Below are 24,666 nucleotides of genomic sequence, written 5' to 3'. Positions count from 1 at the left end.
TTCCACCACCGGAGAAACCACAGAAAGGATACGAACGTGCGCGTGATCAGTGCCATCCTCGCAGGCGCTCTGGCGATAGGCGCCTTCTCCCTCACCGCGTCCCCCGCGCAGGCGGACTGGGACGCCAACCAGTACTGCGACATCGGCGAGTTCTGCATCTACGAGGACATCGACCGCGGCGGAACCGTCTACTCCTACCGCTACGGGCGGGAAGACTGGAACTGGCACGACGGCGTGGTTCCCGCGCCGGCCAACCAGGACTCCTCCTGGGAGAACCGCACCTTGGGGCCGTTGCAGGCGCAGATCTACATGTACGGCGGCAACGACCGCGGCGGCCTGAGCACCCCCACCATCTGCCTGTGGTGGGGAGGCACCTACGTCCGCCAGTTCCAGTCGGCCAGTGACCAGGGATCGGGGCACCTGTTCCAGCAGGCCTGCCACCCGGACAGCGCCGCGTTCTCGTGACCCCGCCCAGGCGTCCGCGAACCGCCTGAGCTCCAACTCTGGCCGGTGACTCCGGCCTGAGGGAAGAGCCCGGTCCGGGGCGGACGGCAGGACCCCTCCGCCGGCATGTCGCCGGCCGGAGGGGTTTCCGTCTCGGCGGCCGGACGGGCACGTCAAGCCCCCGCGGACGTTGGGCAAGAGCCGGCATCCCGGGCCGATCATCCCGTGCCGTCCCACAAGGGTCCAGGAACCGCAGGTCAGAGGCGGCTCGGCGGCCCACACCGTCCCAGATGGGCCCACCGTTCTTGCCGCGGTGGCAAGAGCCGGGCGAAGGTCGGTGACGACCTTCGACTTCCGTCACCGACATGGGGGAGACTCATGACCGTTACCGGCCGGCCGAGGAAATCAGGCCGTGGAATCACGGGCGTGCTCGGCGCGATAGCCGTCGTCGGCACGTTCCTGGCCGCACCCGCCGCCGCGGCTCCGTCCGCGTCCGCCGCCGCAGCCGACCTCACCTGTACCGAGGGGTTCACCTGCGGCCGCATCATCAACCGATCGAACCAGCGCATCCTGATCTCCGACACGTGGTGCTCCACTCCGAAAGAGCCGTGGAAAGCGGGTGCTCACCCCTGTAAGGGACATGGGTCCTACGCCGATTGGCCTTGGCGCGAGTGGCCGGACGGAAGGACGAGGTACCACCTCCGGTGGCTGCGACCGGGGCAGTCCTCCAAGACGTACGTCAAGGACGCCGACGCGTTCATGATCGACCATCACTGCACCGTCAAGTGGACGACCAATCCCGTCACGGGTGGCGTTGCCGACGAAACGAGCGCCGGAGCCAAGGAGCTATGGCGAAAGGTCTATGGCGGATCGACGGTCGTGATCCTTTCCGTCGCCTGCCGGCGCTGAGCCTGGCGACGGACCCGGGCTCGTCGCCTGGCCGGGTGGATGAGCTTCTAGTGCCCGCATCGGGGGAGCGCGCAGGAGAGGATGTGGTCTCTGGTGCGCTCTCCGCGCGGGAGTCCGCCCACATACACGTGCGGCCGGTCCGAGCCGTCCAGGGAGAGATACAACCCGCTCAACGGAATGTCGAGCAGGTGGCTGGCCGCCGTGGTCCCGCAGTCGGGTCGGAGCAGGCCAGGTAGGTCAGCCGGTCTTGACCGGCGTCGGCCAGGACGATCTGCGGCCGGTCGGAGCCGTCCACGGCGAGCGACGACAGTGACGAGCCGCCGTCGGGGTAGGCCGCTCCTACCACGATCTCCTGGTACATGTCGCACAGCACATCCCGGCCCATCCGCTCAGAGAACGGCTTGGCCAGTTCCTTCGCACGCGGGGCGGAGCAGGCGGCGTCGCCGCACATGAAGAGCGTCAGGGCGTCAGCGGACCGGTCGAAGTGGCTGACGACCGGCGTCCCGGAGGGGGTAAGCGCGATGTCGAGTGCGCTGGTGCTCTCCAGCCCGTCACCGACGTTCACCTTGCCGAGTTCGCGGGACGTATGGTCCACGCAGAACTCGTCGCGGCAGAAGTACAGCATCACCGTGGCAAGGGGAGACGTGCGGTTCTCATCGGCGAGGTAGTCGGTGAGAACCGCACCGAGGACGTACCCGGGGCCGCCGGGGTCAGCGGCCACGACGACCGGGCCTTCCGTGAGCGACTCGCCCAGGACAGGGCCCTTTCCGGCCGGTACGCCTCCGAGGAATTGCGCAATGCGCAACTCCTGCGATGACGGTGTGTCGAGCCGGTCGTCGCGCTGGCTGACCCCGGCCATGAACATCGTGCGGCCCACCAGGTAATGACCTCCAGGACCGGGCCACGGGCAGTCACCGGCGCACCACGACGCCACCTCCGAGGAGAAATCTGGATTCACCATTTCCCCGGTGGGCAAGAACACCCACCAACGATCCCAAGCACCGCCCTTGGCTGCCGCGTGTCACGCGTCGGCGGTTCGCGGGATGTGGACGGCCTCCACCCATGCGGGCGGGGGCGGCGGGTCCGTGCCGATGAGGGCGGCGATGATGCGGGACGACGACGGAGCCGCGGGCCACGGGGTGAAGCCATCGGTCAGCACGATCACGACGCCGGGCCGTTCAGGCAGGGCGAGGGCCGCCCTGATGCCGACCCGCATGTCGGTGCCACCCCCACCGGCGAGGTTCACCTGCTGCGCGGACGTCACCCGGGCAGCGGTCTGCACGTCGGCGTCGCAGGCGAGCACCGTGACCCGATTGCCGCCGACGCCGACCTCCCGCAGGACGCCGGTGACCTCGGCGAGGGCCGCCGCGAGGTCGTCCTCGCCCATGGACCCCGAGGTGTCGATGACGATCGCGACGACCGGCAGCGGGCGGCGCAGGCTCGGCAGCACGACGCCGCGCAGTGCGGCGGTGCGGCGGGACGGGCGATGGTAGGTGTAGTCGATCGCCCCGGTGGCCCAGGCGACCGCCTGCCGTACGGCGCCCGCGAGCACGCGGCGCCAGTCGACCGTCGGTTCCAGGATCTGCTCCGCCCAGCGTTGCCAGCCGGCCGGGAGGGTGCCGCGGTTGCGCCGGTGGGCGCGCATCGCCTCGGCGGTGTGCCGGCGCAGCGCCTCGGCCTCGACCGTGCTGACGCCGCCCGGCCCGCCGCCATCGGTGATCTCCCAGTCCGCCCATTCGCCGTGGGCGCCGGAGCCGCAGTCGGAGCAGACGGCGGACGGCGGCAGGTGCGGGAGATACTCTTCGAACAGCCGTCCGGTCGTCAGCCCGAACAGTCCGGGTTCCATCCGGCCTTCCGGCAGTGCCAGCCCGTCGGCGAGCAGGTCGTCGTTGATCTCGCAGTCCTGGGCGACGTTCACGCGCAACCGGTCGCGCCGGTCGGTGGCCGGCAGCCGGTCCGCCCGGCCGTGGTGGTCGCGCAGCACGTGGGACAACTCGTGGATCCATACGCCCGCGAGTTCGGGAACGGACGTCGCCGCGACGAACGCCGGTGACACGTAGCACCGCCAGTGCCGGTCGACGGCCATCGTCGGCACGTCGCTGCTCGGCACGACCGTCAGCGAGTAGAGCGCGGAGGCGAGGTACGGCCGGTCGCTCGCGGCACGGTAGCGCGCGGCGAGCAACTTGACCTGGTCGAATTCGGTCACGGGTCAGGAGGCGCTCGGCAACGCGCCGGACAGTTGGAGCAGGTCGAGGAACGCGTCGATGCCGCTCGGCACCGGCCAGTCCGTGTCGCGCAGCGCCGCGAGGTCCGCGGCGGCCCGGGCCGCGACGTCGGGCACGCCGGCGTCGACGGCCTTGGCCAGCACCGCCCAGCCGGCCTCCCAGCGCCGCCGCGTGAGGTCGCTCTGCACCGCCGAGACGACGGCCGTCAGGAAGGCGAGCTGCCGGTCGCCCCGCTCCGGCAGTGCGAAGGCGTCCGGGTTGGCCAGGACGCGGTCGGGGTCGGGCAGGTCGAGCTGTTCGAGGTAGGCCAGCAGTTCGAGACCGGCGCCGTCGCCCACCGCGCCGATCACCGCGGTCGCGACCGCCTTCTGGCCGGAGCCGGCGGCGTACCCGACCGCCAGCAGGCGCAGCGCCATCTCCCAGGTACGCGGCGACGGCCAGGCACGGCCCCGGTTCTCCGCGTCGCCGGGCAGGTGGTGGACCAGGCCGGGACGTGCGGTGAGGAACCCGGAGACGATTCCGCGGGCGCGGGCGACCGCACTGGGCACCCGGGCCGGATCGATGACCGGCTGGGGCACGGCCGGCCAGGTTCCGGCCATGCCTCGTGCGACCGTCCGTGGGTCGTGCGTCCAGTGCAGGTGGACGAACCGGTTCGCCAGTGGCGGGCTGAGGTGCCAGCCGTCCGCGGCGCTGGACGGCGGGTTGGCGGCGGCGACCACGCGGACCGGCTCCGGGAGCGGCAGGCTGCCGACCCGGCGTTCGAGGACGACCCGCAGCAGCGCCGCCTGGACGGCGGGCGGCGCGGAGGACAACTCGTCGAAGAACACGACGCCGCGCCCGGCCGCGGCCAGCCGCACCGCCCAGTCCGGTGGGGCCATCGGCACGCCGGTGGTGGCCGGATCGTCGCCGATGATCGGCAGGCCGGCGAAGTCGGAGGGCTCGTGCACGCTCGCGATCACCGTCTCCAGCGGGACGCCGAGCCCGGCGGCCAACTGCTGGAGGCCGGCGGACTTGCCGATCCCCGGCTCGCCCCACAACAGCACGGGGAGGTTCGCGGACACCGCGAGCGACAGCGCCTCCAACTGCGGGTTCGCGGCCGGCTCCGTGCGCTGGGAGCCGAGCCGGCGGACCAGTTCGTCGGCCGCGGCCAGCGGATCCGGTGCGCGGTCCTCATCGGTGACGTTCACTGTTCCTCGTCCTTCCACGTCATCCAGCGGGCCGGTCCCGGTCCAGGAGGGCCAGGAGGAAGTCCAGGTCGGTGCGCTTGTGCAGGCGGATGAGCTGGGAGAGCGACAGGCCCATGTCGTCGTCCACGCCGGGGTTCGCCCCGGCTTCCAGCAGCGCCCGTACCAGCGCGGCGGAGCCGTTGTCCCCGACCGCCACGTGCAGCGCCGTGCGCCGGTTGTGGTCCACGGCCTCGAGGTCGACCCCGGCCGCCAGCAGGCGCGGCAGCAGGACCTCGTGGTCCAGGTGGATCAGCGCGTGCAGGAGGGTGCGACGCCGGCCGTCACGGAAGCGCGGGTCGATCCCGGCGTCGAGCAGCCTGAGCACTCCCGGCGTGTCACCGTGCTGGACGCGGCTGTACAGCTCCCTCCGCTGCTCCCGCAGGGCCTTCGGCAGCCGGCCCTCGCCGCGGAAGACCGCGTGCGTCACGGCGAAGCAGCCGGCGACCGCGCCGCCGAACGCCCGCATCGCGCTCTCTCGCCGCTGCTCGTCCGCGCTGTGCGGCACCCGTAGCGCGCCGTCCTGGAAGCTCACCTCGTGCCACTCGCCGCGGCAGCGCACCCGGACCGGGGACGGGAGCCGTGGATCCGGTGGCCCGACCGGTTCGGCGGGGTCCGCACGCAGCGGGAAGAGCGCGTCCCGGATCAGTGGGTGCAGCCGGTCCGGAGCCACGTCGCCGTGCCGGAGCGCGTCGAGGTCCGGCAGCCGCCGCCAGCACGCCTCGGCCAGCACCGGGATGCCGGACAGCTCCTCGGGGTCGATGATCCGGGTCCGCAGTTCGCCGGCCGGGCCGCCGCCTTCGAGCAGCAGGGAGTTGCCGTAGAACAGCGGAATCTGGAAGCGCGGCCCGAGGCCCGCGCGGACGAGCAGCCGGATCTCCGGCTCGAGCCTGGTCAGCGCCAGGGGGAGCCGCTCCAGGCTGGGCAACGGATCGATCGGCCGGCCCCAGCGGGGCTTGGGCGGCGTCGGGTCCAGCGCGACCCCCACCGCGGCGAACGCCGCCTCGACCCCTCCTCGCTCATGCAGCAGGGTCACCCATTCGGCGCGGGTCGGCGGGTCGGCGGGGCCGGGGTCGGCCGTGGGCAGGTCCCCTGCGGCCCGCCGGGTCCCGTCCGCGTCGCAGAACGGCGGCCGGTCTCCGCCGCCGTGGCGTTCCAGCAGCGCGCCGGTGTGCCGGACGTCCCACAGGTGGCGCAGCGTGGTCCAGTCGTGCACGACGCGCCGGTGATCGCGCGGGCTGACGACCTGGTCGATCCGGCCGAAGCGCAGGAGCAGCCGCTGGGGCCCCTCCACCATCGTCGGTGTGGTGACGTGCAGGTACTGCGTGGTCTCGGCCGCACCCGGGTAACCGGCCAAGATCAGAGTCTGGCCGTTGCGGATCGTCGTACGTCCCGTCAGGACGCGTGGCAGATGCCAGCGCAGGAGATCCGGTGCGAGACGGAGGAGGTCGTCCTCGACCGCGGCCGCGACGGCGTCGCCGTGCTCCCGGGCGATGCCGGCCAGGTCGAACGCGACATCGACGTTCGCGACGGCGCAGGCGCCGCGCCAGTCTCCGTCGAGACGTCGTTCGGTGGCCTGCTCGATCATCCACCGGGGGACGGCGTACCGCAGGATCCGCCGCCGGCTCGACGCCTCATCCGACGGGTACGACAACGGACGGCGCGGCGCTGCCGTGGCTGTGGGGTCGGGGGCTGGCATGCTGACGGCGTTCACGTTTCCTCGGCGAGTTCCGGATGCTCGCGCTCGATCCGATCCGTGATGACGTCCAGGTCGTCGCGACCGAGCCAGGTGATCAGGCGGTGCAGCGAGACGGGCCCGCCGTGGATCTCGCCGGTCAGGTCGATCCGCGCCCCCGCGGCGAGCAGCGCGTGGACGAGCGCCACCGAACCGTCCCCGCAGATCGCGGCGAACAGCGGGGTGCGCTGGTCCGCATCCCTGGCATCGATGTCCACGCCCGCCGCCAGGAGCCGCCCGAGCAGACCGTCGTGGTGGAGGCGTCGCGGCCGGTGGTCCGGCTCGTGCCCCCGACGGCCGGGCGCCTTCGGATCGACGCCGGGATCGACGCCGGGATCGAGCAGGTGCAGCAGGTGCAGCAGGGTGCGCCCGCGGCCGTCGCGGACGCGTGCGTCCACGCCGGCGTCCAGCAGCCGCAGGACCCCCGGGAGGTCGCCGTGCTGGACCCGCGAGAAGAGCTCCCCTCGCCGGTCGCGCAGCGCCTTGGGCAGCCGTCCGGTTCCGGACGTCCACGCGTGCCGTGCGGCGAAGCAGCCGGCGATCGCGCCCCCGAACACCCGCATGGCGCTCTCCCGCCGCTGCTCCTCCGCGCTGTGCGGGATGTGCAGGACGCCGTCACGGAAGGAGACCTCGTGCCACTCGCCACGGCAGCGGATCCGGGCCGGCTCCGGGGGTTCCGGTTCCGACGGCCCCGCGGGAACGCCGTCCACGGCGCGGCCCGGGAACAGGGCCGCGCGGACGAGCGGATGCAGCCGCTCCGGCGGATAGCCGTCCCGCAGCAGGTCGAGGTCGGGCAGGCGGCGCCAGCACGCTTCGGGGAGCACCGCGTCCCCGGGCTCCGTGCCCATCTCGAACTCGGCGACGCGGGCGCGCAGGCTCGCCTGCGATCCGCCGGTCTCGAACAGGACCGCCGCGTACTGCCGGTAGGGGAGCCAGAAGCGTCCGGTTCCCGCTGTGGCCGCGAGGCGGCCGAGCTCCGCCGCCACCCGGGTCAGAGCCAGGGGCAGCCGCGCGAGAACGTCGAGCGGATCGACGCGACTCACCTCGAAAAAGGGCTTGAGCTCGAACGGCGTGGCGTCCAGCTCGATGCCGGCGGCCGCGAACGCCGCTTCGACCTCGCCGCGTTCGTGCAGCAGCGTGACCCACTCGGTGAGCGCCGCCGGGTCGCCGCGGCCGGGGTCGGCCGTGGGCAGTTCGCCCGCGCCGCGCGGTGTGCCGTCGCCGTGCAGGAAGGGAGCCCGGGTCTTGTCGCCGCCGCAGCGTTCACGCAGGTCGCCGGCATGGCGCGCATCCCACAGATGACGCGACGAGCTCCAGTCCTGGACGACGTCGCGCCAGAACGCGCTGTACGCCCAGTCCGTCTCCAGATAGGTGTCCTGATGGCGGACCGGCCCGACGTGCAGGCGCAGCCGCTGCGGGCCGTGGGCCATCCAGCGGGGCGTCCGGAGGTACAGGTACGGGGTGCCGGAGGCCGTACCCGGTCGTCCCAGGACCATCACCTGGTCGGGCACGATCGTCGTACGCCCGCGGTCCAGGCGGGGCAGGTGCCAGCGCAGCAGGTCCGGGGCGAAGTTGCCCAGGTCGTCCTCGATCGCCGTGGCGACGGCGTCGCCGTGCTCCCGGGCGACGTCGGCCAGGTCGAAGGTGACATCGACGTTCGCGGCGGCGCAGGCGCCCCGCCAGTCGCCGGCAAGCCGTCGTTCGGTCGCCTGCTCGACCATCCACGGGGGCACGGCGTACCGCCGGATCCGCCGTAACCGGGACGCCTCGTGCGGCGGATACGAACGGGACGGCGTACGGGGTGGCGGACCGGCCGGCGCGCTCACCGGTAGAGGCTCCCGATCGCGTGCAGGTCCGGATGGGTCCGGGCGGCGGGACGGAGCCGTGGCGCCAGCACCCGCTTCACCCGGCGGGGCACGCCGGGGCCGAACCCGACGTATTCCAGGCAGGTGTCGTCGGGAACGGCGGCCAGCAGGGCCTTGGCGCCCCGGCCGGTGATGCCGGTCCGGCGCAGCTCCAGCCGGCGCAACGGGCTGCCGGGCAGCGCCGCGGCCAGCAGAGCCGCGCCTGTGTCCCCGGTGACGTTCGCGGACGCGCCGAGGCTCCGCTCCGACGGCGGACGTCCCAGGTCGAGTGCCTCGATGCCGCCGAGTGCGGCGGCCAGCGCGCGTGCGCCGTCCGGCCCGATGCCGTTGCCGCCGAGGCCCAGGCGCACCGGCCGGGCGGGGTCGGCCACCGCGGCGAGCGTGGCCGCGCCGGCGTCGCCGAGATGGTTCGCCGGAAGGTAGAGCTCACGGACCCCGGCGTCCCGGATCAGCGCGGCCAGCAGGTCGCCGGACTCCGGGTCCAGCCCGTTCCCGCCCAGGAACAGCCGCTCGACCGGGTTCGGCCGCTCGGTGAGCGCGCCCAGCAGCGCCCGCAGCCCCTCTCCCGTGAGCCCGGTGTTGACCAGGTCGAGCGTGCGGATGGTGGTGTTGCGGCGCAGCATAGCGGCGAGGGCGCGGACTCCGTCGTCGCCCACCGGGTTCCGCTTGAGCCACAGGGCGCGCACGGTGGTGTCCGTGGCCAGCCGACCGGCGAGCGCCTCGACGCCCGCCGCGTCGATGCGGTTGCAGCCGAGGTAGAGCGTCTCCAGGCCGTGGCCGGGAACGAGCGCGTCGGCCATGGTCCGGACCCCGTCGTCGCCGATGGCGTTGGTGCCCAGCAGCAGATGGACGGCGTGCGGCGAGGCCACCGCGGCCGGGAGCAGCCGCGCCGTACCGGCCGGGCCGAGGCCCTGCTTGCACAGGTCGACCCGGCCGTCGGGCCGTACGGTGCCGAGCGGGAAGGTCTCGTCGGCCGCCACCGGGGCCGGTGCGGCCAGCCGGGAGACCAGCGGCCCCAGGTCCGCCGGATCGGCCGGCGGCACGTCGAGGTGCTCGATCGCGGGGCAGCGTACGGGCGTCGGCTCCATCATCACCAATCCACCGGTCGGTAGTCCTTCAGGAACAGGCCGGACATCCGGTTCCCGCCCACGCCGCGCACGATCGGGTCGTAGACCCGGGCGGCACCGTCGATGACGTCCAGCGGCGGGCGGAAACCCGCCTCCCGCTGCGCGGTCTTGTCCGGATGGGGACGTTCGTCGGTGACCCAGCCGGTGTCGACGCTGTTCATGTGGATGCCCGAGGCCGTGTAGTCCGCGGCGGCGGTGCGGGTCAGCATGTTCAGGGCGGCCTTGGCCATGTTGGTGTGCGGATGGCGGACGGTCTTCTGCTCCCGGGAGAAGCTGCCCTCCATCGCCGAGACCTGGACGACGTACCGGTCCGGCCACGGCGACGCCTCGAGCAGGCCGCGCAGCCGGGACGTCAGCAGGAACGGCGCGAAGGAGTTCACCAGTTGAACCTCCAGCCACTCGGCCGGGTCCACCTCGTGCAGCCGGAGACTCCAACTGTTGCGCTCGCGCAGGTCCAGCGGCTGACCGGTCTCGTCCGTCCGCCCGGCGGGGAACAGCGCCTCCAGGGCGTCCCGCCGCGTGACGGCCTGCCCGGAGCCAGAGGGAGCCGTGAGCGCCGGCACGGGTTCCACCGGCGCGGCGACCGCGGCCGTCTCCGGCACGTCCGCCACGTCGATCCGCGCGGCCAGACCTCTCAGCGGCGCGCGCTCCGCCGCACGCACCTCACGGTGGTACGCGGCGGGCCGGCGGATCGTCTGGGCCGCGTTGTTGACGAGGACGTCGAGATGACCGAACCGCCGCTGAACGGACTCCAGCAGCCCCGCGACGGCCGCCAGGTCGAGCAGGTCGACGCCGCGGACGTGCACCCGGTCCAGCCAGGCTTCGGCGTCGGGCACGGCCGCGAGCCGACGGGCGGCGTCCCGCGGGAAGCGGGTGGTGACCAGGACGTCCGCGCCGTCGCGCAGCAGCTTCAGCGTCAACTGGAAACCGATCTTCACCCGGCCCCCGGTCACGATCGCCCGGCGGCCACGCAGGTCGCAGCGGGCGTGCCGGCGGGCCATGTTCTCCTCGGCGCATTCCGGGCACAGCAGGTGGTACTCCGGATGCACCTGCCGGTAGGCGGACTTGCAGACGTAACAGCGTCGCGTGCCCGCCAGCCGCGCCGGCGCGGACCGGTCACCCGGCTCCGCGCGGGCGGCCCGATCCTGGGGGCCCGGCGGGACGGGCTCGGGCGACGGATCCTGCTCCCGATAGCGCGTCGTGGCCGCCATGGCCTCGTGGTCGCGTCGCCTGCGCTCGGCGTCCCGCGCCGCCTTCCGTGTCTTCTTGCCCGTCCGGTGCAGGTGCGCCGCGGCCTCGTGCACGGCCGCCCATCGAGGATCGGCCGGATCGGCCGCGCGTGCCTGGGCCATCACCCGCAGGCAGGTCTCGACGTCGGCTTCAGTGGGGAGGGCCGCTGGTCCGGGCGGGGGCGTCCCGGTCACGTCAGGATCGACGACCGACACCTGCACCCCCACCGATGACGTCCACGATTGGGGCAAGGCTGGTCGGATTCGAACCGACGTCCTCCAACCTGCTGTAAGGCGCGACGACCTCTGCGCTACAGCCCTGCCGCTGCAGAGCTTAGCGAATTGCACGGAATTACATGGTCATTATGGGCGTCTGTGATCTATCCGGCTTATGGGGATGAGAGCCGCGTTCCACAGCCAAGTGAGCAGGGTGCCTCATCCGTCCCGGTCGAGGTCCATGCGGGCCAGGTCGTTGCGCGAGCCGACACCGAGTTTGGGATAGGCCTTGTACAGGTGGTAACTGACGGTGCGCGGGCTGAGATACAGGCGGGCCGCGATGCCGGCGTTGCTGAGCCCGGCCGCGGCCAGCCTGACCACCTGCCGCTCCTGTGAGGTGAGCCGGTCCAGCAGGCCGGGCGCCTGCTCCTGGGGCCGGGAGGTCTCACCGGTGGCGCGCAACTCGCTGCGCACGCGGTCGATCCAGGGGACCGCGCCGAGCCGTTCGAAGGTGTCGAGCGCGGCTCGCAGGAGCGGGCGAGCCCGGTTGCGCTGCCGCTTGCGGCGCAGGAACTCCCCGTAGAGCAGGTGGGTGCGGGCGGCTTCGAAGAGGTTCGCGGCGTCCTGCCGGTGCAGGCGTACGGCGTGCTCGTATCGCCGTTCCGCCTCTTCGCCGTCGGCGAGCTGGGCCTGGCAGCGGGCCGCGACGGCCAGGGTCCACGGCCGGCCCGTCGCTTGTGCCCACTGCCGTAGCCGGTCGAGCGGGGCCGTAGCCAGGTCGGGGCGGCCTTGACGGACCGCCGCCTCCACGAGGGTGGCGGTGCCGAGGCTGTGATCGATGGCGGGATGGTGGCCCGTCAGCGCCTCGGGAATCTGCGTGAGGCGGCGCAGCACCGCCTCGTGCCGTCCGTGTCCCAGGTCCAGGAGCGCGCGGGCGTAGACGCCTTCGATGCCGCGTTCGCTCACACCGCCGGCGAGGACGTCCTCCGTCAGCGCGGTGCACCGCTCCTGGTCGCCTTCGATCGCGGCCACGCAGGCCAGCAGGCCGGTGAGGTGGCCGGCGAAGTGCGGCTGGCCGGTGTGCCGCGCGACGCGCAGGCCCTCCTCGCCGGTGGACAGCACGTCCCGGTGCCGGCCGAGGAGCAACTGGGTGCGCGCCAGGTGCAGCAGGGCGCGGGGCAGCATGCCGATGCCGCCCTGGGCCCGGCACCGGTCGGCCAGGGCCGCCGCGCTCTGCTGGGCGGTGTCGATGTCGGCGAGCCACAGACACCACCACTGAACGGTCAGGTGCTGCCAGATGGCGGGGTCCGCGGTGCCGGCGAGCTGCTGGACGAGCGACCTGATGTGCGGGACGGCCCGTGCCGGCCGCTCGCCGGCGAGGTGCGCGATCGCCGCGGTGACGTCGGCCAGCATGGGCGAGGAACCGGGCACGGCGGCCGCACGGGCGGCGAGCCGGGACGTGTGGTGCGGCTCGCCGCCGCTCCAGGCGCTGATCAACGCGAACAGGAGCATGGTGGCGGCGGTCTCGGGAGCCTGCTCGGCGAGCCCGGCCGCGGACTCGGCCAGTTCCTCCGGCCGGGCCCGCAGATCCTGCTGCTGGGCGACGGCCGCGCGGACCGTCGCCAGGCCGGCGCGGACCAGCGGGTCGCGCGCGATCGGCCAGGCGCGATCGGCCAGGTGGGCGGCGAAGGCGGTCATCCCGGCGTCGAGAGCGGCCTGCGCCGCCGCGTCCAGGCGCCGGGCGCGCTGCCCCGGGTCGGGCGTGAGCTGCGCGGCTCGACAGAGGGCGGTGGCCACCGCCGCGTGACCACCCCTGGCGCGGGCGTCGCCCGCAGTGTGTTCCAGCTCCGTGGCCACGCTCTCGTCGGCGCCGTGTACGGCCGCGGCGCGATGCCACGCGCCGCGGTCGGCCATGCCGCCCTGCCTGAAGGCCGCCGACAGCGCGGCATGAGCGGCCATGCGGGCCGACAGCGACGCCGAACGGTAGGCGGCGGCGCGGAAGAGCGGGTGGGCGAAGCTCAACCGGTCACCGCGGACGTGGATCACCCGGTCGTGCTCGGCGGGCTCCAGGTCGGCGACCCCGGCGCCCAGCCGCCGGCCCGCCGCGAGCAGGAGGTGCAGATCGCCGCTGTCGTCGGCCGCCGCGGCGAGCAGCAGCAGCCGGGTCCGCTCGGGCAGCGCTCCGACACGCCGGGCGAAGACCGACTCCAGCCGCCCCGACATCGGGCCGTGATGCGGGTGGAGCGTGCCGCCGGGGAGTTCACCGGCACGCTGCTCGGGCGTGAGGGCAGCCGACAGCTCCAGCAGGGCGAGCGGGTTGCCCCGGGCCTCGGCCAGGAGGTGGTCTTTGACGTGCCCGGCCAGGTCACCCAGCAGCGCGGCGCCGGAGTCCCGGTCGAGGGCTGTCAGCCGCAGCTCCCGTACGCCCGGCACGCCCTGGGCGGGCATCGGGTAGTCGTCCCGCGCGGCGAACAGCAGCGCGATGCCCTCGGACCGCAACCGGCGCGCCACCGACGACAGCACCTCGGCCGAGTACCGGTCCAGCCACTGCACGTCATCGACCAGCACCAGCAGGGGGTCCGCCGCTGCCTCGGCCAGCAGCGACAAGGTGGCCAGCCCGAGCAGGAGCCGGTCCCCCCTCTCCGCGCCGGCCAGGCCGAAGGCCGCACCCAACGCCGCGGACTGCGGCCCCGGCAACCTCCCGCGCAGGTGCAGCACGGGGGCGAGCACCAGATGCAGCCCGGCCAGCGGCAGTTCCGCCTCCGCTTCGACGCCCGCGCCGCGCAGCACCCGCATCCCCGTGGCGCGGGCCGCGGCGTACTCCAGCAGCGCCGTCTTGCCGATCCCCTCCTCGCCGCGCACCACCACGACCCCGCTCTCGCGGGCGCGCGCGCCCGCGAGCACCGCGTCGATGGCGGCCTTCTCCGCAGTTCTTCCGTAGATCTCGGCCAAGGGAGCCCCTGTCGGGTCGCGCGCCCGGTCAGCCGCACCGGCTCCGGCACGGTCGCGAACATCGCCGCTGCCGCCCCGCCCTCCGGCCACGGCGCCAATCCCGGCCATGCCGCTCATGAGGAGGGACGGGGTCGTGCTCATACACATTTGACGAATGAGCGGCCACCGACGTGACAACCTCGTGCGGACGAGTTCGGAGAGGCGATCGCGGGTGGGCGAACCACCTGCGGCGCGGTAGACCGGTCAGCCGACGGATGCCCTGGACCGTCAACGCCGCACGCAACGTGCTCGCCGCCGGGCTGGCGGAGAGCGGAAACGCCTGTAGAGCTGGTGTGAGACCTCAACGAGAGTCCTCTCGGGCGGGCGACCGGCGGTGAAGCAGGAAGGCCCATGGGCGACCGTGGGAATCCCCCTCCTTCAGGAGGGGGAGGAGGTCAAGTGGGAGTTCGTCTACTGGCCGGCGCTCGCGCGCGACGGCCCGGCTCCTCGGGCTCGTCCTCCCGGTGACGTGCGCCGCGGTCAGCCTGACCGGCCGATACCTGTCCGACCCGCTCCACCCCGTCATGCTGGTGTCCGGTTTCGGCATCCTGCTGGCGCCCTCGCTGGCGGCCTGTTACCTGCTGCGGCGGCCGTACTGGCAGCGGGGCGTGGTGAGCATGGCGCTGCTCGGCATGGGGGTCGGGGTCCCGCTGCTGATCCTCGCCCAGGCGCTCACCGATGGGCTGCCACGCCGGTCGGCCGCGGCGTTGGTGCTGGACTGGGCCACGGTGCAGGCCCTGTTCATCATGCTCAGCCCGATCGTGGCGGCGGTGCTGTGGCTGCCCGTGGCGGTGATCCGCTTCCGGCGCTCCCGCCGCGACCTGTCGTGGCGCGGCTCCCGCCGGCGCCGCACCCACCGCCGGCCACGAGCTTGACCGGTGCCGGCGGAACCCAGTCAGCCGACTGATTCCGGGACGGGGCGGCATCAGTAGCGTGTCCGGGCGGGGCCCCAAACGATCAACGTTCAGCTCGTTAACGTTTCCGGGAGACTGCATGCGCTACACGCGTTCGCTCGCCGTGATCATCCCCCTGGTCCTGGCATCAGGGCTGATCTCCCCCGCACCGGCCATCCCAGCGGCGGGCTCCCCGGAACGGGACGCCGCCCAGCGTGCCGGCCGGCCCGTCGAGATCGAGTCGATGCGGAGCGAGACCCGCCAGGTCTTCGTCAACCCCGACGGCACGTACACGATGGAGTCGCACGTCCGCCCGGTACGGGTGCGCAAGGAAGGCCGCTGGGTCCCCGTGGACACCACGCTGCGCCTGCGCCCCGACGGCGCGGTCGAACCGGTCGCCACGGCGATGGACATGACGTTCTCCGGCGGCGGAACCACCGCGCTGGCCCGCCTGTCGCAGGGCGCGAAAGCGCTGAAACTCGGCTGGACGGGCGCGTTGCCCAAACCGACGCTGAGCGGTGACACCGCCACCTACGCCGAGGTCATGCCCGGCGTGGACCTCCAGGTCACCGCCGACGTGGACGGCTTCTCCCATCTCCTGGTGGTCAAGTCTCCGGCAGCCGCGGCCGGCGTGGCCGAACTGGCCTACCCGCTGACCACCGAGGGCCTGTCCGTCAAGAAGGACGAAGCGGGCAACCTGGAGGCCACCGACGACAGCGGCGGCACGACGTTCATCGCCCCCACGCCGAAGATGTGGGACTCCACGGGCGGCGCGCCGGCGGCCGACGAGGAACGCTCGCCGGAGGCCAGGGAGTCCCCCATGGACGTGGAACTCGCGGGCGAACGGCTGAGGCTCAAGCCGGACCAGAAGATGCTGGCCGACCCGCAGACGAGGTACCCGGTCTACCTCGACCCGTACTTCACGGCCCCGCGCGGGTCCTGGACGGCGGTGTGGAGCACCTACCCCGACTCCAACTACCTCAACGCCAGCGGCACCGCCCGGGTGGGCACGCCCGGCTCGGGACAGGACAACCGCTCGTTCTTCCAGTTCGCCGTCGGCCCGGCCGTCCACGGCAAGCAGATCATCGAGGCGACGCTCCGCACCTACGAGACGTGGTCGTGGTCGTGCCAGAAGCGCGACGTGCACGCCTGGGGAACCGGCGCGATCGGCACGAGCACGACCTGGAGGAAGCAGCCGACGTGGGTCAGGAAGCTCGACACGCTGAACGTGGCCAAGGGCTGGGGATCGGCGTGCCTGCCCGGCGGGGTGGAGTTCGACGTCACCTCGTGGATCGCCCAGGCCGCCGCCGAGAAGTGGGACAAGGCGACCATCGGCCTGCGGGCCAGCGAGACCGACGTGTTCGCCTGGAAGAGGTTCAGGAACAACCCGAGCCTGGTCATCGAGTACAACTCGGTGCCCGCCGACCCGGCGGCCTCCGACGTGTGGTCCGATCCGGGCGGCCTCTGCGCGTCGGGTGACGGGCGCCCGATCGTCAGCACCACCACGCCGAAGCTGTCGGCCCGGTTGAAGGACGCCGACAACTCCGTCAAGGGTCACTTCGAATGGTGGTCGGCCGACACGAAGCTGGGCGAACACGTCACCCCCGTGGGGTCGAGCGGCAACGCGTTCTCCGCGACCGTCCCGGCGGGCGGGTACGCCGACGGCTCGGTGCTCCGCTGGCGGGTGCGCGCGGAGGACGGCAAGGCGAACGGCGGGTGGAGCCCTTGGTGCGAGGCCACCGTGGACGTCACCGCGCCCGGCAAGGAGCCCGTCGTGAGCTCGGCCGACTACCTCGAGGACGTCTGGAGCGACGGCCTGGGCGTGGCCGGGACGTTCGTCCTGGCTCCGAACGGCGTCGCGGACGTCGCCGGCTACCTGTACGGGCTGGACGCGGCGCCCGCGACTCCGGTCGACTCCGGCGCCGACGGCACCGCCGCGATCCGGCTCACTCCCCGCCACGACGGCCCCAACGTGCTGGCCGTCCGCAGCAAGGACCGCGCGGGGCAACTCGGCCCGATCCGCGCGTACGTCTTCAACGTCAACCCCGGCAGGCCCCCGGCCGCGCACTGGCCGCTGGACGAGGGCCAGGGCAGCGTGGCCGCCGACGCCACCGGCGCCCACCCCGCGACCTTGCAGGGCGCCACGTGGACGACCGGCAGGAACGGCTCGGCCCTGAGCCTGTCCGGCGGCTCCGCGCAGGCCGCGGGCCCGGTCACGGACACCACCCGGAACTTCACCGTCACCGCCTGGGCCCGGCTGACCGGCACGGGGGGCAGCGCCACCGCGGTCACGCAGGAGGGCGGCAGGACGGGCGCGTTCGCGCTGCAGTACTCCAAGCCCGACAACCGCTGGGCGCTGACCGTGCCGGGTTCCGACGCCGACGGCGCCCCCGCCGTACGCGCCCTGTCGAGCGCCGCGCCGCGCGTTGCCGAGTGGACCCACCTGACCGGCGTGTACGACTCCGCGGCGGGCAAGGTCTCGCTCTACGTCAACGGCAGGCTGGAGTCGAGCGTCTCCGCGCGCCCCTGGGCCGCCACCGGCCGCTTCACCATCGGCCACGGCCAGGCCGGCGGCGCCGCCGGGGACCACTGGGCGGGCGACGTGGACGAGGTCCGCGTCTACGGCCGGGCCCTCTTCGCCGACGAGGTCGCCGACCTGGTCAACAGCGCCGCCACGCTGGTCGGCCACTGGAAGATGGACGAGAGCGCGGGCACGACCGCGGCCGACGCCTCCGGCAGGACCGCCCCGGCGCAGTTGGAGGGCGGCGCGTCGTGGGGCAAGGGCTGGCTGAGCGGGGCGCTCGCGCTCGACGGCGTCAACGGCGCCGCTCAGACGTCGAAGCCCGCCGTGGCCACCGCGACGGGATTCACCGTCGCCCTGTGGGCCCGGCTCGACGACCTGCCGGCGGCCGACGCGACCGCCGTCGCCCAGGTCGGGTCCGCCGCCGCCGGGTTCCAGCTCGGCTACGACAAGGCGCAGCGGTGGGTGTTCGGCATGGCGGAGGCCGACACCGCGACCGCGGCCCTCGTCCGGGCCCGCTCGACCGACGTGCCCGGTGCGCTGGAGTGGACCCACCTGGCCGGCGTGTACGACCCGCTCGCCGGTGAGCTGCGCGTCTACGTCAACGGCCGCCTGTCCGCCAGCACCCCGCACCTCAGCACGTGGACCGCGACCGGGCCCCTGCACCTGGGCCGGACCAGGGCCGGGGGCGTCCTCACCGGCTACTGGCCGGGGGCCGTCGATGACGTCCGCACCTACGACGGCGTGCTCGGCGCCGAGCAGATCGCCCATCTCGCAGCCCTGTGAAGCCCTGGCCGCAACCCTCTCTGGAGTAGCCACATGGATGACCGAAAAGACGACGACTTAGACCTGGACGGCGGGAGCGACATCCCGGGCTCCGACCTGGAGCTGGAGCTGCCCGAATCCCGCTGGGGCCGGCCGCGCGCCGAGCAGGCCGAGATCGCCGACCCCGCCTGGAACCGTTTCGAGGGAGCCAGGCCCGAACGGGCCCGGTGGCATCGCAAGCTGGCCGTCGCCCTGTCCGCGATGCTCGTGATCGACCTGGTCTACGCCATGCCCGCCCACGCCGAGCCCCGTTCGGCACCGGCGGTGCAGCGGGAGACACCGATCTCCGGCGAACGTGTCCCGGTGCGACCGCCGCTGGAGGATCCGGCCGTCGAGAAGGCGTGGCAGGCACCCCCCGACGTCCGCTGGCCGGCGCCCCAGAAGGCCGAACTGGGCGGCAACAAGCCCCTGGCCGCCGGGTTCCCGGTGAAGCCGGCGGCGGGGACGGCGAGGGCGGCGGCCCCGGTGACGGTCGAACTGCTGGACACCGATCGCCCCGGCCTCACCATGCGCGTCTCTCCCGGCGAGCCGGCCACGGGGAGCAGAGCGGCCCAAGCGGGCAGGACCCGCCTGGAGATCGACTACTCCGGCTTCCGGTACGCCTACGGCGGCGACTACGGCTCGCGCCTGCACCTGGTGAAGCTGAGCGAGTGCGCGCTGACCGGCGCCGCCGGCTGCGCCGCGCCGGAGCCGGTGAAGAGCGACAACGACGCGGCGAAGGGCACGGTGACGGCGGAGGTCGAGACGGACGGCCTGTACGCGCTCACCGCCGCCGAGTCCGGCCCGTCGGGCGACTACGCGGCCACCTCCCTGTCGGCTTCGGCCGAGTGGAGCGTGGGCATCCAGTCGGGCGACTTCACCTGGAACTACGACATGCGCACGCCACCCGCGCTGGGCGGCGACGAGCCGGACATCGCGCTGGGCTACTCCTCGCAGAGCGTGGACGGGCGCACGGCCGCCACCAACAACCAGACGTCCTGGGCGGGCGAGGGCTTTGACCTGGACCCGGGCGGCTACATCGAGCGCCGCTACAAGTCCTGCTCGCTGGACGGGAAGAAGACCGGCGACCAGTGCTGGAACGAGGACAACGCCACGCTCTACCTGAACGGGTCGTCCGTCGAGCTCATCAAGGACGCCACGACCAAGAAGTGGCGTCCCAGGCGCGACGACGGCACCCGGATCGAGGCGCTGACCGGCGCCACGAACGGCGACGACAACGGCGAGTACTGGCGGGTCACCGACCCCTCGGGCATCCAGTACACCTTCGGCCTGAACCGGCTGCCCGGCTGGACCAGCGGCAAGCCGGAGACGAAGTCGGCCCAGACCGTGCCGGTGTTCGGCAACAACAGCGGCGAGCCCTGCCACTCCGGCACCCCGGCCGACGCCTGGTGCCAGCAGGCGTACCGGTGGAACCTCGACTACGCCGTGGACACCCACGGCAACGCCACCACGTACTGGTACGAGCAGGAGAAGAACTACTACGGCCGCAACGGCAAGCCCGAACTCGGCACCCCGTACGTGCGCGGCGCCTACCTGACCCGCATCGACTACGGCTACCTGAAGTCCGAGCTGTTCACCCGGGCGCCGGCCACCCGCGTGCTGTTCGAGGTGGCCGAGCGCTGCCTGCCCGGCGGCACGGTCACCTGCGCCCCCGACCAGTTGACGAAGGAGACGGCCGGTCGCTGGCCGGACGTCCCGTTCGACCAGATCTGCAACGCGGGCGTGAAGTGCACCGACCGCCTGTCGGCGACGTTCTTCACCCGCAAGCGGCTGTCGAAGGTCACCACCCAGGTCCGCAACCCCGCCGGCCAGTACTACGCGGTGGACTCCTGGGCGCTGACGCACTCCTTCCCCGCCTCGGGTGACGGGACGAGCCCGTCGCTGTGGTTGACGTCGATCCAGCGGACCGGTCACGTGGGCGGCACGCTCACGACGCCGCCGATCACGTTCACCGGCCTCCAGCTCCCCAACCGGGTGGACGGCCAGGAGGGGCGCGCGCCGCTGGTGAAGTGGCGCGTCCAGGCGGTCGGCAACGGCACCGGCGGCGAACTGCGGGTCAACTACCAGGCCGGCGAGTGCAAGGTGGGCGCGCTGCCCGCGGCGGACAAGAACGCCAAGCTGTGCTTCCCGCAGCGCTGGTCGCCCAAGGACTCGCCCGAGGTGACCGACTGGTTCCACAAGTACGTGGTCGCCCAGACGGTCGAGGTCGACCGGGTCGGCGGCTCGGCGGACGTGGTCACCGACTACGAGTACCTCGACGGCGCCGGCTGGCGCTACGCCCAGAACCTCCTGGTCAAGCCCGAGCACCGCTCGTGGTCGGACTTCCGCGGGTTCGGCCGGGTCCGGGTGCGCGCCGGCGACGGCAAGGACACCGGGCGCACGCTCACGGAGTACCGGTACTTCCGTGGCATGGACGGCGACAGGCAGGCCGACGGGTCCAAGCGGGTCGCGCAGGTCGAGGACTCCGAGGGCGGCAAGCTGGACGACCTCGACCACCTGGCCGGGTTCGAGCGCGAGAAGATCGTCTTCGACGGCGACGGCGGGGCCGTCTCGACCGCGACCGTGGACGAGCCGTGGTCGGTCAAGACCGCCCAGTCCACCCAGGACGGCGTCACCAAAGCCGCGTACGTGGTCCAGCCCAAGTCCTCGGTCACCCGCACCGCGCTGGCCGACGGCAGGTGGCGGCGTACCGGGGAGGAACGCGCCTTCGACGGCAACGGCCTGCTCCTCCAGGTTCACGAGAAGGGTGACCTGGCCAGCGCGACCGACGACCAGTGCACCCGCGTCACCTACGCCCGCAACGACTCGGCCTGGATGCTCGACTACCTGAGCCGCGTCCAGAAGGTGGCGGCGGGCTGCGGCACCGCCGTGGCCGCACTGGCCGCGGACCAGGTGATCTCTGACCAGTGGGTCCAGTACGACGGCCAGCCCGTCGGGCAGGCGCCGATCAGGGGCGACGTGACCACGGCTCAGGAGCTCGTCTCGGCGGACGGCACGACGATCACCCGCAGCACCCGCACCTACGACGTCTACGGCCGGGAACTCGCCGAGACCGACGCGCTCGGGACCAGGTCCGTCACCGCATACAACCCGGCCACCGGTGCTCTGGCGACGGAGACCACGCAGACCAACCAGCTCGGCCACACCGAGAAGACCGTCATCGAACCGGCCTGGGGCGAGCCCGTCGCGGAGATCGACGCCAACGGCCGCCGTGTCGATCTCGCCTACGACCCGCTCGGCCAGCTCACCAAGGTCTGGCAGCCGGACCGGAGCAAGGCGGCCGGAAACTCACCGAACACCGAGTACGCCTACACCGTGCGCGACGACGGCCCCAACGTCGTCACCGCCAGGACGCTGCGCGCGGACGGCGGTTACACGGCCAGCCACGAGCTGTTCGACGGCCTGATGCGCAAGCGCCAGACCCAGGAACCGGCGCCCGCCGACGACCAGGCGACCGACCCCGCGCTGCGCGACGGGCGCACGATCACCGACACCGTCTACAACTCGCAGGGGGAGGCGTTCAAGGAGAACACCGGCTACTTCGCCACCGGCACGCCGGCCACCGAGCTGCTCGGGGTGGCCGACGCCGCCGTACCCAGCCAGGTGGTGTCGCTCTTCGACGGCAGAGGCGAGGTCAACGCCCAGATCCTCAAGGCGATGGGGGGCGAGAAGTACCGGATGTCCACGCGGGAGGAGGGTGACCGGGTCCACGTGACCCCGCTCGCCGGTGGCACCGCCACCACCCGCATCGGGGACGCCGAGGACCGGCTGATCGAGCTGCGCCAGTACAGGGGCGCGACCCCGACCGGCGAGTACGACGCCACCAAGTACACCTACGACCCCGCGGGACGCCTGTCCACGGTCACCGACCCGGCCGGGAACGTGTGGCGCCACCACTACGACTTCCGCGGCCGGGAGATCAAGACCGAAGACCCGGACAAGGGCGTCACGACGACGACGTACAACGACGCCGACGAGGTGGTCACCACCACCGACGCCCGCGGCAGAACGCTCTGGTACGGCTACGACGCCCTCGGCCGCAAGACCCAGTTGCGCGACGGGTCGGCGACCGGGACCCTGCTGACCGAGTGGAAGTACGACACCCTGGCCAAGAACCACATGGACGCCAGCATCCGGTACGCGGGCGGGCAGGCGTACAAGGCGGAGATCAACGCGGTGGACGCCGACTACCGCCCGCTGCGCCAGACGATCACCGTCCCCGAGCGGGAGGGCAAGCTGGCCGGCTCGTACGTGCTCAACACCCGCTACACGCTCGACGGCCAGGTGCAGTCCGTCAGCTTCCCGGCCGGCGGCGGGCTGGCGGAGGAGACGGTCGTCTACTCCTACGACGCGCTCGGCCAGCCGGCCAAGGTCGCCGGCCTGTCGGCGTACGTGGGCGCGACCCGCTACTCCAAGATGGGCGAGACCCTGCAGTACGAGCTGGGCGAGGGCACGAAGAAGACGTGGCTGACCTACACCCACGAGGAGTCCACCCGCAGGCTGACCGGCATGCGGCTGGACCGGTCGGACACCACCGCCACCGACCTCGACCTCGCCTACGGCCACGACCCGGTCGGCAACATCACCAAGATCACCGACAGGGCGGGCGGCCAGGACACGCAGTGCTTCACGTATGACCACCTGCGCCGGATGACCTCGGCCTGGACCGCCACCGACGACTGCGCCTCGGGCACCCCGGACAAGATCGGCGGCATCGCGCCGTACGCGGTCAGCTACGCCTACGACAAGACCGGCAACCGCACGAAGGAGACCAAGCACGCCTGGGGCGGCGCGGCCGAGCAGGTGCGCACCTTCACCTACCCGGAGGCGGGCGGCAAGCAGCCGCACGCGCTGAAGGCCGTCGGCGCGGACCTGTTCGAGTACGACGCCACCGGCAACACCACCCGCCGCAAAGTCGGCACCAAGGACCAGAGCCTGGTCTGGGACGCCGAAGGCAACCTGGAGTCCGTCACCGAGGCGGGCAAGACCACCTCGTTCGTCTACGACGCCGACGGCGACCGGCTGTTGCGCAAGACCCCGGCCGACACCACCCTCTACATCGACGACATGGAGCTGCGCCTCGACCACGCCGAGAACGCGGTCGAGCAGACCCGCTACTACACCGTCAACAACCAGCCCATGGCCGTCCGCACCCCGGACGGCCAGGTGTACTTCCTGGCCAACGACCACCAGGGCACCGCACAGGCCGCGGTCAGGGCGGCGACCGGCGAGCTGGCGATCCGCCGCCAGACCCCGTTCGGCGAGGAACGCGGCACGCCACCACCCTGGTGGCCGGGACAGCGCGGCTTCGTCGGCGGCACCCAGGACACCGACCTCGGCCTCGTCCACCTCGGCGCCCGCGAGTACGACCCGGCCAACGGCCGGTTCCTCTCGGTCGACCCCGTCATCGACGCCTTCGAACCGCAGCAGCTCAACGCCTACGCCTACGCCAACAACAGCCCCGTCACCATGAGCGACCCCGACGGCCTGTTCTTCAGGCCCTGGAACCTCTGGCCCAGCATGGCGGCCTACTGGGCGTACAAGAGGTACCAGCGGTACAAGGCGGAGCAGGCCAGGAAGCGGCGTGAGGCGGAGGCGCGACGGCGGCGCGAGGAGGCCAGAAGGAGGTGGCTGGCGGAGCTGAGAAGGAGGCTGGAAGAGGCCGCCAGGAAGAAGATGATGGATGACCTCAAAAAGCGGGAGGAAGCGGCGAGGAAGCGGGCCGCCAAGGAGGCCGCGGCCAAGAAGCGCGCGGAGGTGGCGCGGCAGCGGGCCCGGGAGGAGGCGGCCAGGCGAAGAGCGGCCAGGAGAGTCGCGGCCGCCCTGGCGGCAGCGGCGGCGGCCCGTGCGGCTGCGGCCAAGCAACTGGTCACGCGTGCGGGACAACCGCAGAGCAAGAACACGAGACCACCCGCCAGCCGGCCGACCAGCCACCGAACGAATGAACAGGAGACACCGCCCAAGGCGCAGCGCAATCCGGTGAAGAAGGAGCGTGACCCCCTCGAGGGAGTCGACGAGCAGCTCGGGAGATACGACGCCTGGGCCATGCAGGCCAGAACGGAGGTCCCGACCAACAGGGACTGGCTGGCAGACTTCGGCCCCGACAAACCCTACTATTCCGTCACCCCACGCTCCGGGCGCGGCGGGCGAATGATGCGGTTCTTCTACAAGCTCTGGGAAATCTCCCAGCGCACCGGTTGATGAGAAAGCCGGCCTGACGCTGCCACGAAGAACCCGACCCATCCGCTCCCCGGAGAAAGCGCCTCTCAGCCGGGATGGGCAAACCTACCCCATCCCGGCTCGGCGCCCGTCCACGCAGGCCGCCGACGACGTACCGGGAGTCGACGAAGCCATGGAATCCGTCGGCGATCATCAGGTCTTTCGGATACGGCGACAACGCCTGCCGGATCAGCTCGTGCGCATGGAGGTCACCGAACCCGTAGGTGCCCGCGGTGTCGATGTG

The 24,666-nt window shown here is 72.7% G+C and carries 13 protein-coding genes, 1 tRNA gene and 1 pseudogene; 6 read left to right on the top strand and 9 right to left on the bottom strand.

The annotated features are described in order from the left end of the window. Positions 1-36: 36 nt before the first annotated feature. Both FAF44_RS31620 and FAF44_RS31615 read left to right on the top strand, forming a co-directional pair. A complete protein-coding gene (locus FAF44_RS31620; RefSeq protein WP_237106970.1) occupies positions 37-465 on the top strand; it encodes a peptidase inhibitor family I36 protein in 429 nt (142 codons plus the stop codon). Between the two features lie 357 nt (positions 466-822). Beyond that, positions 823-1,353, top strand: coding sequence for a hypothetical protein (locus tag FAF44_RS31615; protein WP_237106969.1), 531 nt, complete (start codon positions 823-825; stop codon positions 1,351-1,353). Between the two features lie 169 nt (positions 1,354-1,522). On the opposite strand, the gene FAF44_RS31610 is transcribed toward FAF44_RS31615, so the two are convergent. From FAF44_RS31610 to FAF44_RS55075, 9 genes are all read right to left on the bottom strand, one after another. Beyond that, positions 1,523-2,230, bottom strand: a complete 708-nt coding sequence (locus FAF44_RS31610; RefSeq protein WP_237106968.1) for a hypothetical protein — start codon at positions 2,228-2,230, stop codon at positions 1,523-1,525. Positions 2,231-2,374: 144 nt separating this feature from the next. After that, positions 2,375-3,559, bottom strand: a complete 1,185-nt coding sequence (locus FAF44_RS31605) for a VWA-like domain-containing protein (RefSeq protein ID WP_237106967.1) — start codon at positions 3,557-3,559, stop codon at positions 2,375-2,377. 3 nt (positions 3,560-3,562) lie between these two features. After that, positions 3,563-4,765: an AAA family ATPase gene (locus tag FAF44_RS31600; RefSeq protein ID WP_237106966.1), complete on the bottom strand. Its 1,203-nt coding sequence runs from the start codon at positions 4,763-4,765 to the stop codon at positions 3,563-3,565. Positions 4,766-4,784: 19 nt separating this feature from the next. After that, entirely contained in the window at positions 4,785-6,515 is a 1,731-nt protein-coding gene (locus FAF44_RS31595) for an ankyrin repeat domain-containing protein (protein ID WP_237106965.1), read from the bottom strand. Further along, positions 6,512-8,362 (bottom strand): hypothetical protein, encoded by a 1,851-nt coding sequence (locus FAF44_RS31590; protein WP_237106964.1) that lies wholly within the window; start codon positions 8,360-8,362, stop codon positions 6,512-6,514. Before FAF44_RS31590 ends, FAF44_RS31595 begins: the two co-directional genes overlap by 4 nt. Further along, complete coding sequence (locus tag FAF44_RS31585; RefSeq protein WP_237106963.1) at positions 8,359-9,492, bottom strand: gala protein; 1,134 nt, start codon at positions 9,490-9,492, stop codon at positions 8,359-8,361. Before FAF44_RS31585 ends, FAF44_RS31590 begins: the two co-directional genes overlap by 4 nt. Then, entirely contained in the window at positions 9,492-10,985 is a 1,494-nt protein-coding gene (locus FAF44_RS31580; protein ID WP_237106962.1) for an SDR family oxidoreductase, read from the bottom strand. The genes FAF44_RS31585 and FAF44_RS31580 overlap by 1 nt, the downstream gene beginning before the upstream one ends. 21 nt (positions 10,986-11,006) lie before the next feature. Further along, positions 11,007-11,078, bottom strand: a tRNA-OTHER gene (locus FAF44_RS31575). Positions 11,079-11,192: 114 nt separating this feature from the next. Beyond that, entirely contained in the window at positions 11,193-13,925 is a 2,733-nt protein-coding gene (locus FAF44_RS55075; protein ID WP_272895284.1) for a LuxR family transcriptional regulator, read from the bottom strand. A 266-nt stretch (positions 13,926-14,191) separates the two neighbouring features. On the opposite strand from FAF44_RS55075, the pseudogene FAF44_RS31560 reads away from it, so the two are divergent. The 4 genes and pseudogenes from FAF44_RS31560 to FAF44_RS31545 all read left to right on the top strand — a co-directional run. After that, a pseudogene (locus FAF44_RS31560) lies at positions 14,192-14,325 on the top strand (RNA-guided endonuclease TnpB family protein); the annotation flags it as partial. A 103-nt stretch (positions 14,326-14,428) separates the two neighbouring features. Beyond that, positions 14,429-14,839: a hypothetical protein gene (locus tag FAF44_RS31555; protein WP_237106984.1), complete on the top strand. Its 411-nt coding sequence runs from the start codon at positions 14,429-14,431 to the stop codon at positions 14,837-14,839. Positions 14,840-14,957: 118 nt separating this feature from the next. Continuing rightward, on the top strand, positions 14,958-18,164 hold the full coding sequence (locus tag FAF44_RS31550) for a LamG-like jellyroll fold domain-containing protein (RefSeq protein WP_237106961.1): 3,207 nt from the start codon (positions 14,958-14,960) through the stop codon (positions 18,162-18,164). Between the two features lie 33 nt (positions 18,165-18,197). Beyond that, a complete protein-coding gene (locus FAF44_RS31545) occupies positions 18,198-24,404 on the top strand; it encodes an RHS repeat domain-containing protein (RefSeq protein ID WP_237106960.1) in 6,207 nt (2,068 codons plus the stop codon). Positions 24,405-24,666 lie beyond the last annotated feature (262 nt).

This window comes from Nonomuraea sp. MG754425, from assembly GCF_021699195.1.
Lineage (GTDB): Bacteria > Actinomycetota > Actinomycetes > Streptosporangiales > Streptosporangiaceae > Nonomuraea.
This window is presented reverse-complemented; position numbering and strand designations above follow the sequence as displayed.

Coding starts and splice junctions, on each gene's coding strand:
- FAF44_RS31615 (WP_237106969.1), top strand. CDS start 823: ATGACCGTTACCGGCCGGCCGAGGAAATCAGGCCGTGGAATCACGGGC.
- FAF44_RS31585 (WP_237106963.1), bottom strand. CDS start 9,492: ATGATGGAGCCGACGCCCGTACGCTGCCCCGCGATCGAGCACCTCGAC.
- FAF44_RS31550 (WP_237106961.1), top strand. CDS start 14,958: ATGCGCTACACGCGTTCGCTCGCCGTGATCATCCCCCTGGTCCTGGCA.
- FAF44_RS31545 (WP_237106960.1), top strand. CDS start 18,198: ATGGATGACCGAAAAGACGACGACTTAGACCTGGACGGCGGGAGCGAC.